The following is a 15,043-nucleotide window of genomic DNA, read 5'->3' as shown; positions in this document are numbered from 1 at the left end:
GGATGATCGATATGCAGCGTTACACCAGCTTTGCCGAATTCTGGCCCTATTACCTGTCCGAACACAGCCGTCCGCTCACCCGCGCCTGGCATTATGCCGGAACGTCTTTGGTGGTGCTGCTGGGGCTGGCCGCGCTGCTCACCGGCAACCTGCTGCTGGCAGCGGCGATGCCGGTGGCGGGATACTTCTTCGCCTGGATCAGCCACTGGCGGATCGAGCGCAACCGGCCTGCGACCTTCACCTATCCGCTCTGGTCGCTCGCGGCGGATTTCAGGATGTGGGCGCTGTGGCTGACCGGGCGGCTCGGGCCGGAACTCAAGCGCGCAGGGTTGACCTGACATCGGCTAACGAACTGGGGGGCTAACGAACTGGGGGGCTAACGGACTGGGGGGCTAAGGAACTGGCGGCACAGGTCAGCGTAGGCTCATCACGAAGGAGAGCCTTATGACCGACATCCAAGACCACAAAGCTGCCGACAATGACGACGCTGCCAACGAACCCGTCGATTGCACCGACGAAACCGCCCAGCGCGCGGGTGCCAAGCATACCAGCCTGAAGCAGGATGACGAACCTGCGACCGAACCGGACCCGGACAAGGACGATGTAAGCGAAGACGATCTGGACGAGGCCATCGAGGAATCGATGGACGCTTCCGACCCGCCGTCCTTCACCCAGCCCTGATGGCCGAGTGAAACGATCAGACCGTGATGAGCAACCCCGCAAGAGCGGCGCTCATCAGGTTGGCAAGGCTTCCCGCTGCTAGTGCCTTCAACCCCAGCCGTGCGATCATCGGTCGCTGGCTGGGGGCCAGCCCTCCGGTCACCGCCATCTGGATGGCGATCGAAGAGAAATTGGCAAAGCCGCACAGCGCGAAGGTGACAAGCGCGATCGTGCGCTGTGATAGGCCCGCATCGGGTCCGCCCAGTTCGATGAACGCCACGAATTCGTTGAGCACGATCTTGGTGCCGAACAGCCCACCGGCGCGCAGCGCCTCGTCCCAGGGCACGCCGATCAGGTACATGATCGGCGCGAACACATAACCGACGATCTGCTGGAACGACAGGTTGTCGATGTTGAACCACGCACCGATGCCGCCCAGGATGCCGTTGGCCAGCGCGACCAGCGCGACAAATGCCAGCACCATGGCCCCGACGGCCACCGCCAGCTTGACGCCGGTCTGCGCGCCCATCGCTGCGGCCATGATGACATTGGCGGGACGCTCGTCTTCATATTCCACATCGAGCGGCATCACCGCCTCGTGTGTCGCATCCGCAGGATCGTCGGGCATGATGATCTTGGCCATCAGGATGCCGCCCGGAGCCGACATGAAGGCGGCGGCGAGCAGATAATCGATGCGGATTCCCATCGCGGCATAGGCGGCCAGGATCGTGCCCGCGACACCAGCCATGCCCACGCTCATCACCGTGAACAGCTGCGCGGGCTTCAACGAGGCCAGATAGGGACGGATGACCAGGGGCGATTCGCTCTGGCCGACGAAAATGTTCGCCGCCGCGCACAGGCTTTCCACCTTGGTGATGCCGATGAGCTTCTGGATCGCGCCGCCTACCCACTGGATCACGCGCTGCATGATGCCGAGATAATAGAGAATCGACACCAGCGCCGAGAAGAAGATGATCACCGGCAGGGCGGCGATGGCAAAGCTGTTACCGCCGACCTCGGGGCTGGCCAGCGGGCCGAAGATGAAGTTAGTTCCCGCCTGGGCATAGCCCAGTAGATTGGAAACGCCGCGCGCCATGCCCTGGATCGCCGCGCGACCTGCAGGAACGTACAGCACCAGCACCGCGATGCTCGCCTGCAGCGCAAAGGCCGCACCGACCACGCGCAGCCGTATGGCGCGGCGGTTGTTCGACAGCAGCAATGCGATCGACAGGATCAGCGCAATGCCTGCCAGCCCCAGCAATATCCGTGTCATGCTTTGCGCCCGTACCCCATTTGCGTGAATTTCTGGATGATCCCCGCCGTCTGCCTAGCCAGATTGCGGCATCGGGGGAAGCGCGAACTGTCCGCGGGTGCGGCGAGCCGTCAGCCAGCCTGCCTGCGGGTCACCTGCCAGCAGCCAGCGATGATCAGGCTGGCCCCCGCCAGCGTGGTCCAGCCGATCGTCTCATCGAACACCAGCCAGCCGAACAGCGCGCCCCAGATGAACATTGAATATTCCAGCGGCACCAGCGCCTGCGCCTCTGCCCGCGCATAGGCCCAGGACAGCAGCGACAGCGAAACGATGGCCAGCACCGCCGCGAGCGTCAGCAGCCCCCAGCCCATTCCCGCTGCCATGCCGCCATCGCCCGGCATCACGCCGACGAATGGCATGGCCAGGCCGATCCAGAACGCCATGACCAGGTTCTGCACCAGCACGATTTCCTGCGGACTGGCGATCTGCGCCTGCTGGCGCTGCAGGATGAGGTTCCAGGCATAGAGCACCGCCGACACCGTGATCGCCGCGATTCCCTGCCATTGCGCCTCGCCCTGATCATCGCCCGCGCCGCCCAGCAGACCCAGCCGTCCGCCTGCTATCACCAGAACGCCGCCAAAGCCCAGGATCGATGCCAGCACCGCGCCTCGACCGATCCGTTCCTTCAGCAGCACCGCCGCCAGATACAGCGCGATGATCGGGGCGATGAAGGTGATCGCCACCGTCTCTGCCATCGGCGTGCGTGCCAGCCCCCAGAAGAACAGCACCGCCATGCCGGAGACCACCGTGCCGCGCAGCAGATGCAGGCGCAGCGCCGATCCGCGCGGCAGGCGGCGACGCCCCCTTGCGAGGAACAGCGCGCCGGCGATCACCGAACCGATGGCACAGCGCCAGAACAGCGCCGCGACCACGCCGATGTCGATCGTCACCGCCTTCATCGCGGTGTCCATCGCGCCGAAGAACATCATGCCGCCCAGACAGGCGAGAACCGCGAGCCATGGCGCGGACTTGATGACGGGAATGGGGATGGGTCCGGTGGCCATGGCCCTGCCCTATCGGCGCAGGCGGGGGCGGTGTCCAGAGCTGTTGCTGCGACAGCGGCGCAGTCGCCCCCGTTCAGCGATCCATCAGTGCGAGCGCGGCGCGGGTGGTATCGCGATAGGCATGGCCGTCATGGCGATGCGCGCCGACGAAGTGCATGAAGCGACAGTCGTCGTCCCACGGTTCGCCCCAGTAATTGCCGAACTGGCGATAGGGCAGCAGCAGCGGGTCGGGGTCATTGGCGATGACGAAGCTGGAGGTGACCTGCTCGGTACCCCATTCGTGCATCGCATCGCGGCCCAGCAGCCGCTCCATCTCGGCGGAGAAATGCGCCGCGAGCGAACGTCCGCTGCCACCGCGGGCAAATCCGGTGAACCCGGAGCAGCCCCGGATATAGCGCAGCCTGTCGCCCTCGGCGATGCGCGCCAGCACCCGCTCCATCCGTGTCTGGATGTGCCCTTCGGCAGAGGCAGGCACGCGCGCAGGCGGGGCGAAGCTGGCGCAGGCCTGTGCGCCGATATCCCATTCCGGCCCGCCCAGCAGCGTGAAGCTGCGGTTGGCGGCAATCGCATCGATCACCGCCTGCGGCGGACCCAAGGTCACCGTGTCGCTGTCGAGCTGGATAACATAGGCGTCGCTGCGCCGGTCCAGGATGGTCAGCAGGCGTTCCCAGGTGCCGCCCACCGGAAAGCCGGTGGTATCGACATCAGCGATCTCGATAATTTCGGGAGCGCCGCAATGCCAGGCCAGCGTCGCGCGGTCGTCCGGCGTCAGCGTGCCGTCGGACAGGATCACCACCCGGCCCCGGCGCAGATGCGTCCACAAAGATTTGACCGCGACCAGATAGGGCAGCAGCACCGCAGTACCCATCATCGAGAAGATCACCAGCCCATCATCGGCAGGCACGATCGGCGCGGTCTGCAGCACCGGGCGACACGCGGCGTCATGCCGCCGGCCATCCAGCCGGGTGCGCAGGCGAAAGGGAAGCAGATTCATCATCATAAGCGGTGCGCTGGCTCGGTCCGGGTCAGCATGAAGCAATACCAGCTTTCGGTTAACCGGAGGCAAACACCGTCAGGGCATCGCCCGGCTGCCAAGGCGGCAGCCGCAGCATCGCGCGGTCGAACAAGTCGGATGCGATCAGCCCCGCCAGCCACGCCTGCACATGCACCAGTGGCTGTGCATCGAACCACGGCTGATCGGTTGCGGCGAATTGGCGGATGAAGGGGAACAGCGCGATGTCCGCCAGCGTCCGGCGGTCGCCGCACAAGAAGGCGCTGGCACCCAGCCGTTCGTTCAGCAGTTCCAGCAACGCCACCCCGGCCGCGCGATGTGCCAGCGGCTCCTCGTCGTACCGCGAGGGGTATTTGTAGCGATCGAGATGGTGCTTGAACGCGCCGTCGAAGGTGGCGAGCAGCGCGCTATCATCGCCCTGCAACCAGCCTTCGGGATCGTTGCGACCCAACGCCCAGCGCATGATGTCGAAGCTCTGGTCGATCACCGTGCCATCGTTCAGCACCAGCACCGGCACCGTCCCCTTGGGCGAGGCTTGCAGCATCGCATCAGGCTTGGCGCGCAGCAGGATCTCGCGTAGCTCGACCGCCTGGCCGCTGACCAGCAGCGCCATGCGCGCGCGCATCGCGAACGGGCAGCGGCGAAAGCTGTAGAGGATGGGCAGCGCGGTCACCGCCGCGCTCAATCAAGCGACCGGCCTGCGCGGCCTGCCAGTTCGGTGACGTAATGCCACGCAATCCGCCCCGACCGACTGCCGCGCTGGCGCGCCCAGAGCAAGGCATCCTCGGGGTCGAAGGCGAGCCCGTAAGCCTCGGCATAGCCGGTGATGATGTCGAGATAGGCGGACTGATCGCAGGCCGGAAAGCCCAGGCTGAGCCCGAACCGGTCGGCCAGCGCCATCCGGTCGTCGATGGCGTCGCGCGGATTGATCGGATCGTCCTGCTCGCTCATGTGGCGCTCGACAATCGCGCGGCGGTTCGACGTGACCGCGAGCCGGACATTGGCCGGACGCGCCATTGCGCCGCCCTCGAGCAGCGAGCGCAGCGACCGCGCCGCGCTGCTCGCTTCGGGACCGTCAAAGCCGATATCGTCGATGAACACCAGGAAACGCCGGTCGGTATCGCCCAGCTGCATGAACAGCCTGGGCAGCCCGGCCAGCGCGTCGGCCTCACCGCCAACCTGCACCAGCGCCAGACCCCCGCTTTTGGCCTGGATATCGGCCACGGCCGCCTTGACCAAAGCCGATTTGCCCATGCCGCGCGATCCCCACAGCAGCACGTCGTGGGCGGGCAGGCCCGCTGCATGGCGGCGGGCGTTCTCGACGAACGTCGCCTTCTGCGCGTCGATCCCACGCAGTCGGTCGAGCGGCACGGCCTCGAGTTCCTGCACCGCCAGCACGCTGTCGCCGCTCCACACATAAGCGGGGGCAGCCAACCAGTCGGTCGGCGGCAACGCGGGCGGAGCGATCCGCTCAAGCGCCTGGGCGATGCGGGTCAGGGGGTCCTGAGGGTCAGTCATCAGCCTTTAACGCCAACCTTTGCCGAGTTCCCGAGCGAAGTCGAGGGACAGACGGAATGGGGGAGACTTTTGAAATCCCCTTCAAGCCGCGAGCGCCTCGGCGTCCAGTGCATACAGCAGGTCCGCGCCCGCCATTGCCGCCGCCTTGAGGCCGCCGGCCTCGGGCACCATGCGCTCCAGATAGAAGCGCGTAGTGACCAGCTTGGCCTGGAGGAACGCGGGATTGCCCTCGCCCGCATCGAGCATGGCCTGCGCGGCACGCTGCTGCTTGAGCATCAGCCAGCCGCTCGCCATCACCGCCATCATCGTGGTGTAGGGATAGCTGCCGGCCAGCCGGTCATCGACGCTTGCGCCGATCATCCATTCGGTAACCTCGGCGCAATCGCCCGCCAGCGCCGACAGCGCGGCGTGGTTGCCGCAATCCGCCTGTACCTTGGCGATCAGGCCGCGGACGACATCGCCGCCGCCCATGCCCAGCTTGCGCCCGACCAGATCCGCCGCCTGGATGCCATTGGTGCCTTCATAGATCTGCGCGATGCGGATATCGCGGTAGTACTGCGCTGCGCCGGTCTCCTCGACATAGCCCATCCCGCCGTGCACCTGCACGCCCAGCGACGCGATCTCGCTGCCAAGGTCGGTCCCATAGGTCTTGGCGAGCGGGGTCAGCAGATCGACCATCTCGCGCGCGCCATCCAGCCCCAGGTTGGCGCGATCGACATAGCCCGATGCGAAATACAGCAAGGCGCGGATCGCCTCGGTCCCGGCCTTCATGCGCAGCAGCATGCGGCGCACATCGGGATGCTCGATGATCGCAACGGGATCGCGGCCGCCCCCGGCGCGCGCCGACTGCACGCGTTCGCGCGCAAACCACATCGCCTTCTGCGTTGCACCCTCGGCGATCTGCACGCCCTGCAGCCCGACATTCAGGCGGGCATTGTTCATCATCGTGAACATCGCGCGGATGCCGCCGAATTCGGGGCCGATCAGCTCGCCGACGCTCTCGCCTTCCTCGCCGAACTGCAGCACGCAGGTGGGCGATGCGTTGATGCCCATCTTGTGCTCGATCGACACGGTCTTCACGCCATTGGCCTCGCCCGGATTGCCATCGGCATCGAGCCGGTACTTAGGGACCAGGAACAGCGAAATGCCCTTGGTACCTGCAGGCGCATCGGGGGTGCGGGCCAGTACCAGATGGATGATGTTGTCGGCCATGTCGTGGTCGCCGAACGAGATGTAGATCTTCTGGCCGCGGATCGCATAGGTGCCATCACCACGCGGGGTTGCCGTCGCGCGCAGCGCGCCAACATCGCTGCCCGCCTGCGGTTCGGTGAGGTTCATCGTGCCGGTCCATTCGCCGGTGGCGAGCTTGGGCAGGTACAGCGCCTGCTGCTGCGGGCTGCCATGATGATGCAGCGCCTCGATCGCGCCGACGGTGAGAATCGGGCACAGGGCGAACGCCATGTTGGCCGCACCAAGCGAATCGAGGGCGACGGTGGCGAGGCTGAAGGGCAGGCCCTGGCCGCCATGGTCGGCAGGCGCGCTCAGCGCGCTCCATCCGGCCTCGACATAATTCTGATAGGCCTGGCGGTAGCCCTCGGGCATCGTCACCGCACCATCGACCAGCCTTGCACCCACGGTATCACCGATCCGGTAGAGCGGCGCGAATTCGCCTGCCGCAAACTCGCCGACGCCCTCGACGATCGCCTCGACCAGGTCGGGCGTGGCTTCGGCAAAGCGGTCATAGCCTGCCAGCTCGTCAATTCCGGTGATCGTCTTGAGCACGAACAACTGTTCGGCGGTCGGCGCGGTGAATGTCATGTCTTTTCCCTGCTGTGCCTAGCTTGCTGGCGCTGTATAGGCACCAACATGCCCGCTTCCAAGCCTTCAGACACGCAGATCCTGCCCGCCGACGCTGACGCGATTGCCCGCGCGGTGGCGATCCTGCGCGAAGGCCGCCCCGTCGCGCTGCCCACCGAAACCGTCTATGGGCTCGCCGCCGATGCAGCACGCGCCGATGCCGTAGCGGCGATCTACCGCACCAAGGGCCGGCCGGATTTCAACCCGCTGATCGTGCACGTGCCCGACATGGCCGCCGCACGGCAGCTGGCAGAATTCGACGAGCGTGCAGAAAAAATTGCCGCTGCCTTCTGGCCAGGACCGCTGACGCTCGTCCTGCCGCTCGCACAAGGGGCGAGAGTCGCCCCTGCCGTGACCGCCGGCCTGCCCACGATCGCGCTGCGCTGCCCGGCGCACCCGGTGATGCGCGCGGTGCTGCAGGAAGGCGGAATGGTGCTGGCGGCGCCGTCGGCCAACCGCTCGGGCGCGATCAGCCCGACCGAGGCGCGCCATGTGGCCGCGAGCCTGGGCACAGGGCTGGAGCTGATCCTCGATGGGGGGCCATGCCAGGCCGGGCTCGAATCGACGATAGTTGCGCTGCGCAACTTGGGCGGTGCGCCAGCGGGCTGGCAGCTGCTGCGCCCCGGCCCTGTCGATCCCGCGGCGATCGAGGCGTTGCTGGGCGAACCACCATTGCCGCTCACCGACCAGCGGATCGAGGCACCGGGCCAGCTTGCCAGCCATTACGCGCCGGGCAAGCCGCTGCGAGTGAATGCTGTGTCTGCCGAGCCGGGCGAATGGCTGATCGGCTTTGGCGATGTGGTGGGTGACGACACGCTCTCGGCGTCAGGCGATCTGGCGGAAGCGGCGGCAAACCTTTACGCTGCGCTGCACCGGGCGGACGCGTCACCCGCTCAGCGTATTGCCGTCGCCGCCATTCCGGCGGGCGGTATGGGCGATGCAATCAATGACCGGCTGAAAAGGGCGGCGGCTTAAGTCGCGGGCATAGCACGACGTCCCTCGACTTCGCTCGGGAACACGGACCCATTGTTCATGGGCGCTTTTCTTTTCCCGTCTGTCCCGAGCCCTTCGACTGGCTGGCAAGCCAGCCGCTCAGGACAGGCTTCCCGGCTTGCTGGGAAGTCGAGGGACGCGCGTGCAATCCGTTGCTAGCCCCCAAACCCCGCACCCTCGGGCCAACCGGGGCCGCGATAGGCGATGACCTTGAACAGCGCGCCCATCTGATCGGGCGACACCAGCCGGTCGAGCGCGGTCATGATGTCCTGCGCCTTGGTCGGTTGCGACTGCGCGAGAGCGGCAGCGCGCTGCGCGATGCCCAGCGCCATCAGCCAGTCGCCCTGCCCCACCGGGCCCAGACATTCGACATCGCCCGCCAGCGCGATCTGCTTCAATTGCGCAAAGTCGACGAGCGCGGTCAGATCGCACAGGCCGGGATCGGCGAACGGATCGACCTTTTCATGCGCGCGCACTGCCTGCAGCGTACTGCCGGTCTGGGGCGCGCCATAGCCATAGTCGATGAACAGCGCAGCGCCGCCCTGGGCCTTCAGCCGCATTGCGATTTCATAGGCCATGCCGCTGGCCGCCGGACAGCTTTCCAGAATGGTACCGGGCGGACTGTCCATAAGTTCTGCCGGTACCGCGCTGTCCATCGGCCGTGCGCCGGCCACGGGCAGAAAGCGTTCGCCATTGTGGACCACGACCCGCTCGCGCCAGCCCTGCTCGGTCCGAACGATCTGGCGAACGGGCAGCGCATCGAGGAACTCGTTGGCGACGATCAGCAACGGCCCTTCGCGCGGCACGCTGTCCAGCCCGTCGTGCCATGTCGCCCCGGGCAGAAGCAGCTGCTGTGCCTGGCGCAACCGGCTGCTGCCCTCGATCATGTGCACCTGCGGATGGAAGCCGAACTTGTCGCCCGCGCGCAACGCATCGCTGGCCAGCGTTCCGCGACCCGGGCCGAACTCTACAAAATGACACAGCTGCGGCTTGCCCGCGCGCTGCCATTGATCGGCCAGCCACAGCCCGATCATCTCGCCGAACATCTGGCTGATCTCGGGCGCGGTGATGAAATCGCCGGCGGATCCAAACGGATCGGCGCGGTCGTAATAATGCGCATTGGCCTCGGCCATGTAATGCGCCACGCTGATGGGGCCAGTCGCGCCGATCAGCCGCTTGAAAACGGCCTCCAGCCCGGCATCGCCGCCGTCTTCGCCTTCCGCCAACGCCCAGTGCTCCATCGCGTCAGGCCGTTGCGGGCAACGGCTTTGCCACGCGATGGCGCGAGCTGACCATCAGGTACAGGCCGATCAGGATCATCGGCACGGTGAGCCACTGGCCCATGCTCATGCCGGTGCGCTCGGCAAATTCGATGAGGTGGGAATCGGGATTGCGGAAATATTCGACGAAGAAACGGCTGGCGCCATAGCCCGCCAGGAACACCCCGCCCAGAAAGCCCGGACGGTGGCGCATCTGCGTCTTCCAGAACAGCAAGCCCAGAATCACCGCGAGCAGCGCGCCTTCCAGCCCCGCCTCGTACAGCTGGCTGGGATGGCGCGGCAGACCGGATGGATCGGTGGGGAAGATCACCGCCCAGGCGACATCGGTCGGGCGGCCCCACAGCTCTGCATTGACGAAATTGGCCAGCCGCCCGAACAGCAGGCCGAATGGCACCACGCAGGCGACATAATCGCCGACGCGCATGTAACTCAACTTGTTGCGCCAGACCAGGTAACCGATCGCCAGCAGCACTCCGATCAACCCGCCATGGAACGACATGCCGCCCTCCCACACCTTGAACACCTCGAGCGGTGTTTCGAACAGATCGGGCCGGTAGAAGGCGACGTAGCCCAGCCGCCCGCCCAGGATGATGCCCAGGGTGCTGTACAACATCAGGTCGTCGGCATGGCGCTGCGCCATCGGTGCGCCGGGCTGCTTGAGCATCTTGCCCATGTACCAATAGCCCAGCAGGATGCCGAACAGATAGGCCAGGCTGTACCATTTGAGCTGGAACGCGCCGATGCTGAGCGCGACAGGAGACAGCCCCAGCTCTTCAAAGCGGATCGCAGTGGAGGCAACAGCATTGGCAGTGTTGGCGGCAAGCGCCGAAATGGGCAGGATCAAGGCTTTTCCCCACGGGTTTTCCCCTCCATAAGGGTTGGCAAGCACAAGCGAAAGAGGAGAGATTTTGATGGCAACCGAACTGGACCAGATGATGGATGAAGCCATCCAGGCGCTGACCGGTGAAGGAGGCATGCTGCCTTTGACGCATTTCGAGAAGTACGGCCAGAAACTGCCCATGATTGCGTCGGCTCCGCCTGCGCTGTCGCATTTCTTTGCCTATTTCTGCATGCAGCACGCCGATGCCGAATTTCTGGTCGATGGCGATACAAGGCTGACATTCGGCCAGAGCTATGCCGCCGCGCGCCATGTCGCCGCCGCGCTGATCGCAGGCCATGACATTGCAAAGGGCGACCGGGTCGGGATTGCCGCGCGCAATTCGGCCAACTGGATCATCGCCTATATGGGCGTGCTGATGGCAGGCGGCGTCGCCACCCTGCTCAACGGCTGGTGGCAGGGCCCGGAACTGTGCGCCGGGATCACCGATGTGGGCTGCAAGCTCGTGCTCGCCGACGACCGCTGCGCCCGGCGGATTGCCGAATGCGGCGAGATCGGCGATGCCCGCGTCATCACCTTCAGCCACGATGGTCCGCCCGAAAACGGCCTGTCCGCCCTGCTGGCAGCGGGCGGAGATGCATCGACCGAGCTTCCCGAACTGACTGGCGACGATCTGGCCACCATCCTGTTCACTTCGGGCTCCACCGGCCAGTCGAAGGGCGCGTTCTCGGATCATCGCGGCGTGGTGCAGGGCATTTTCAGCTATGTCGCGCAGACGCTGATGGCCTTGAACATCGTCACGCGCCAGGGCAAGGCGCCCGAAGGCCAGCCCGCAACCTTGCTCAACGTGCCATTGTTCCATGTCACCGCCGAAGTGCCGGTGCTGCTGCAGAGCTTCGTCATCGGGCGCAAATTGGTGCTGATGCCCAAATGGGATGCCGAAGAGGCAATGCGGCTGATCGAGCGTGAAAAGATCAGCTATTTCGTCGGCGTGCCGCTGATGAGCTACGAAATCGCCCAGCATCCCAATCGCGGCAATTACGATCTCACCAGCTGCGTGACCTTTGCCGCAGGCGGCGCGCCGCGTCCGGTCGAACACGTCAAGCGCATCAAGGAAACGATGGACTGGGCGTTCCCGATCCTGGGCTATGGCCTGACCGAGACCAACGGCGTGGGCTGCGGCAATTTCAACGAGAACTATATCGCCAAGCCCGACAGCACCGGCCAGGCCTCGCGCCCATTGGTGGACCTTGCGATCCTCGACGACAACGGCCATCCGCTGCCCTCCGGCCAGGTCGGCGAAGTCGCGATCCGCTCGGTCGCGAATTTCCTGGGCTATTGGAACAACGAGGCCGCAACCCATGCTGCGATCATGCCCGATGGCTATTTCCGCACCGGGGACCTGGGCTATGTCGATGCCGAAGGCTATCTGTTCATCGTCGACCGCAAGAAGGACATCATCATCCGTGGCGGCGAGAATATCAGCTGCGTCGAGGTGGAATCGGCGATTTATGCCCACCCCGATGTTGCCGAGGCGAGCGTCTTCGGCATTCCCGATGAACGCTTCGGCGAGATCGTCGGCGCGGTCTATGTCGTGCGCGACGGAGCCAGCCTGACCGACGACCAGCTGATCGAATTCCTGTCGGGCCAGCTGGCCGCGTTCAAGGTCCCGGCCCGGCTGTGGCACAGCGCCGCGCCGTTGCCGCGCCTGGGCACCGCCAAGATCGACAAGGTGTCCTTGCGCAAATCCTATCAGGCCGCAGTGCTCGCGCAAACGGGAGCGGGCACCTGACCTTAACCAGAGCCTTGTATTGCCCATGCCCATGAACACCGTCGCCAACCAGCGCGCGATCATCGATCGCCGCGCCATCGATGATCGCATCGCGCAACTTGCCACCGAGCAGGGCGACAAGGCGCGCGCGCAGGTCGTGACCCTGTTGCGCGATGCGCTGGCGGCGGGACGGGCGGAAATCGCCGAGCGGCTGGTCGCCAATCCGGCAGCAGGCCACGAGTGCGCGGGCGCGCAGTCGTTCCTGATCGACCAGATCGTCCGGCTGATCCACGATTATGTCGTGCGCTTCCAGTACCCGGTCGCCAACCATTCGATGGGCGAGCATTTCTGCATCGCAGCCGTTGGTGGCTATGGTCGGGGCGAGATGGCCCCGCACAGCGATGTCGACATTGCCTTCCTCACCCCGATGAAGAAGAACAGCTGGACCGAGCAGGCGATCGAGGCGATGCTCTATATCCTCTGGGATCTGGGGCTGAAGATCGGCCATTCGAGCCGCTCGATCGACGAGATGGTCCGCCAGGCCAAGAGCGATCTCACCATCCGCACCGCGCTGCTCGAAGGCCGCTATGTCTGGGGCGACCAGGAGATCTACCGCGAGGCATCGGCACGCTTCTGGAAGGATGTCGTCACCGGCACCGCAAAGGATTTCGTCTCGCAGAAGCTGGAAGAACGCGACGCCCGCCACAAGAAGATGGGCGACAGCCGCTATGTCGTCGAACCCAATGTGAAGGATGGCAAGGGCGGCCTGCGCGATCTGCACACGCTCTATTGGATCGGCAAGTACATCCACCAGGTCCGCTCGGCGGCCGAACTGGTCGATGCCGGGCTGCTGACGATGACCGAGTTTCGCGGGTTTCGCCGCTCGGCCAACTTCCTGTGGGCGGTGCGCTGCCACCTGCACGACATCACGGGCCGTGCCGAGGACAGGCTGACCTTCGACCTGCAGCGCGAGGTCGCCACGCGCATGCGCTTTGCCGACCGGCCCGGCAAATCGGCGGTCGAGCGGTTCATGCAGTATTTCTTCCTCAACGCCAAACGCGTCGGCGACTTGACCGGCGTGTTCCTGGCGCAGCTCGACGACCAGTTCGCCGCGCGCGACCGGCGCTTCATTCCTGCGATCCTGCGGCGGCGTCCGCGCAAGCTTTCGGGCTTCATCCTCGATCGCGGACGGCTCGCGCTGCCCCGGCCGGATTTCTTCCGCGAAGACCCGGTGCGGATGATCGAGATCTTCCAGCTGGCCGACAAGCACACGGTCGAGATCCACCCCAGCGCAATGCGTCAGGCGAGCCTCGATGCCGTATTGATCGACAAGCATGTCCGCGCCGATCCGCGCGCCAATGCGCTGTTCATGGATGTCCTGTGCAGCCCGCGCGATCCCGAGATGGTGTTGCGCTGGATGAACGAGGCGACGGTGTTCGGCCGTTTCGTGCCCGATTTCGGCCGTGTCGTCGCGCAGATGCAGTTCGACATGTACCACCATTATACCGTGGACGAACATTCGATCCGCGCGATCGGCCTGCTCGCCCGGATCGAATCGGGCGAACTCAAGGACGATCACCCGCTCGCCTATGACGTGATGCAAAAGCTGATCAGCCGGCGCGTGCTGTTTGTCGCGGCCCTGCTGCACGACATCGCCAAGGGACGGCGCGGCGATCACAGCGTGCTGGGTGCAGACGTGGCGATGAAGCTGTGCCCGCGCCTCGGCCTCACCGAAGCCGAGACCGAGCAGGTCGCCTGGCTGGTGCGCCACCACCTGCTGATGTCGGCCACCGCGTTCAAGCGCGACCTCACCGACTACAAGACGATCGCCGATTTCGCCGCCATGGTGCAGAGCCCCGAGCGGCTGAAGCTGCTGCTGGTGCTGACGGTCGTCGATATCCGCGCAGTCGGCCCGGGCATCTGGAACAGCTGGAAGCGCCAGCTGCTGGGCAACCTGTTCGAATCAACCGAGGAGCTGCTCCGGCTGGGCCACAAGCAGCATGGGCGGCGCGAACGCGTGCTGGCCAAGCAGGATGCGGTGCGCGCCATGGTGGGCATCGACGAGGGCCGTTTCGTCCAGATCGCGCGCAAGCTCGACGACGCCTATTGGATCGCCGAGCCCGAGGACATCATCGCCCAGAACCTGCGGCTGATCGATGCGCACGACACCGAACCGCTGACCGTCGCAGCGGAATTCTATCCCGCGCGCGGCGCAACATTGGTCACGGTCAGCGCCGCCGACCATCCCGGACTGTTCTATCGCATCGCCGGCGGCATCCATCTGGCGGGCGGCAACATCATCGATGCGCGCATCCACACCCGGCGCGACGGCATGGCGCTCGACAACTTCCTGGTGCAGGACCCGCTGAGCAGGCCCTTCATGGAGGAAAGCCAGATCGCCCGGCTGAAGACCGCGATCGCCGACGCGCTGGCCAACCGCATGGCGCTGACCCCGCGGCTGATCGCGCGCCCGACTGCACGACCCCGGACCGAGGCATTCAGCATCGCGCCGGTGGTGCTGGTCGACAACAAGGCGTCGAACCGCTTCACGGTGATCGAGGTCAATGCGCTCGATCGGCCTGCCCTGCTCAACCGGCTGGCCTTTGCGCTGTTCGACCTCAAGTGCATCGTTCACTCAGCGCATGTCGCAACCTATGGCGAACGCGCAGTCGATACCTTTTATGTCACCGATCTGCTGGGCGACAAGATCGACAGCAAGGCCCGGCTGAAGACGCTGGAAAAACGGCTGCTCGCGGCGGCATCACCGCCAACCGATCAGGCGGTGGCGGCCTAGACCT

Annotated in this window: 13 protein-coding genes; 5 read left to right on the top strand and 8 right to left on the bottom strand. The window is 65.5% G+C overall.

The window, feature by feature from the left end; all coding sequences use genetic code 11:
* Positions 1 to 11: 11 nt before the first annotated feature.
* Both D618_RS0100735 and D618_RS0100730 read left to right on the top strand, forming a co-directional pair.
* Positions 12 to 338, top strand: coding sequence for a DUF962 domain-containing protein (locus D618_RS0100735; RefSeq protein WP_040370013.1), 327 nt, complete (start codon positions 12 to 14; stop codon positions 336 to 338).
* A gap of 106 nt (positions 339 to 444) precedes the next feature.
* Complete coding sequence (locus D618_RS0100730; RefSeq protein WP_017669566.1) at positions 445 to 681, top strand: hypothetical protein; 237 nt, start codon at positions 445 to 447, stop codon at positions 679 to 681.
* Between the two features lie 16 nt (positions 682 to 697).
* Here the strand turns inward: D618_RS0100730 and D618_RS0100725 are convergent, their stop codons facing one another.
* The 6 genes from D618_RS0100725 to D618_RS0100695 all read right to left on the bottom strand — a co-directional run bounded on the left by D618_RS0100725 (position 698) and on the right by D618_RS0100695 (position 7,324).
* Positions 698 to 1,933: a NupC/NupG family nucleoside CNT transporter gene (locus tag D618_RS0100725; RefSeq protein WP_017669565.1), complete on the bottom strand. Its 1,236-nt coding sequence runs from the start codon at positions 1,931 to 1,933 to the stop codon at positions 698 to 700.
* A gap of 110 nt (positions 1,934 to 2,043) precedes the next feature.
* Complete coding sequence (locus D618_RS0100720; protein ID WP_017669564.1) at positions 2,044 to 2,976, bottom strand: DMT family transporter; 933 nt, start codon at positions 2,974 to 2,976, stop codon at positions 2,044 to 2,046.
* A gap of 73 nt (positions 2,977 to 3,049) precedes the next feature.
* Entirely contained in the window at positions 3,050 to 3,973 is a 924-nt protein-coding gene (locus D618_RS0100715; RefSeq protein ID WP_152414457.1) for a hypothetical protein, read from the bottom strand.
* A gap of 55 nt (positions 3,974 to 4,028) precedes the next feature.
* The gene (locus D618_RS0100710) at positions 4,029 to 4,661 is read right to left on the bottom strand and encodes a glutathione S-transferase (protein ID WP_026091128.1); all 633 of its coding nucleotides are present in this window, start codon (positions 4,659 to 4,661) and stop codon (positions 4,029 to 4,031) included.
* Positions 4,662 to 4,669: 8 nt separating this feature from the next.
* Positions 4,670 to 5,506 (bottom strand): ATP-binding protein, encoded by an 837-nt coding sequence (locus tag D618_RS17295; protein WP_017669561.1) that lies wholly within the window; start codon positions 5,504 to 5,506, stop codon positions 4,670 to 4,672.
* Positions 5,507 to 5,587: 81 nt separating this feature from the next.
* Positions 5,588 to 7,324 carry an acyl-CoA dehydrogenase gene (locus D618_RS0100695; RefSeq protein WP_017669560.1) on the bottom strand — a complete coding sequence of 579 codons (1,737 nt, stop codon included), beginning with the start codon at positions 7,322 to 7,324 and terminating at the stop codon, positions 5,588 to 5,590.
* A gap of 48 nt (positions 7,325 to 7,372) precedes the next feature.
* On the opposite strand from D618_RS0100695, the gene D618_RS0100690 reads away from it, so the two are divergent.
* Positions 7,373 to 8,338: an L-threonylcarbamoyladenylate synthase gene (locus D618_RS0100690; protein WP_017669559.1), complete on the top strand. Its 966-nt coding sequence runs from the start codon at positions 7,373 to 7,375 to the stop codon at positions 8,336 to 8,338.
* Positions 8,339 to 8,511: 173 nt separating this feature from the next.
* On the opposite strand, the gene D618_RS0100685 is transcribed toward D618_RS0100690, so the two are convergent.
* Both D618_RS0100685 and lgt read right to left on the bottom strand, forming a co-directional pair.
* Positions 8,512 to 9,582: an SAM-dependent methyltransferase gene (locus tag D618_RS0100685; RefSeq protein WP_026091126.1), complete on the bottom strand. Its 1,071-nt coding sequence runs from the start codon at positions 9,580 to 9,582 to the stop codon at positions 8,512 to 8,514.
* Positions 9,583 to 9,601: 19 nt separating this feature from the next.
* Positions 9,602 to 10,480, bottom strand: coding sequence for a prolipoprotein diacylglyceryl transferase (lgt, locus tag D618_RS0100680; RefSeq protein WP_017669557.1), 879 nt, complete (start codon positions 10,478 to 10,480; stop codon positions 9,602 to 9,604).
* A 67-nt stretch (positions 10,481 to 10,547) separates the two neighbouring features.
* Here lgt and D618_RS0100675 point away from each other — a divergent pair, with 67 nt between their 5' ends.
* Positions 10,548 to 12,266 (top strand): class I adenylate-forming enzyme family protein, encoded by a 1,719-nt coding sequence (locus tag D618_RS0100675; protein ID WP_017669556.1) that lies wholly within the window; start codon positions 10,548 to 10,550, stop codon positions 12,264 to 12,266.
* A 25-nt stretch (positions 12,267 to 12,291) separates the two neighbouring features.
* Complete coding sequence (locus D618_RS0100670) at positions 12,292 to 15,039, top strand: [protein-PII] uridylyltransferase (RefSeq protein ID WP_026091124.1); 2,748 nt, start codon at positions 12,292 to 12,294, stop codon at positions 15,037 to 15,039.
* Positions 15,040 to 15,043: the final 4 nt, after the last annotated feature.

It is taken from the genome of Blastomonas sp. AAP53 (genome assembly GCF_000331245.1).
Lineage (GTDB): Bacteria > Pseudomonadota > Alphaproteobacteria > Sphingomonadales > Sphingomonadaceae > Blastomonas.
Note: the sequence above shows the minus strand (reverse complement) of the source record. Positions and strands in the feature narration are given on the sequence as shown.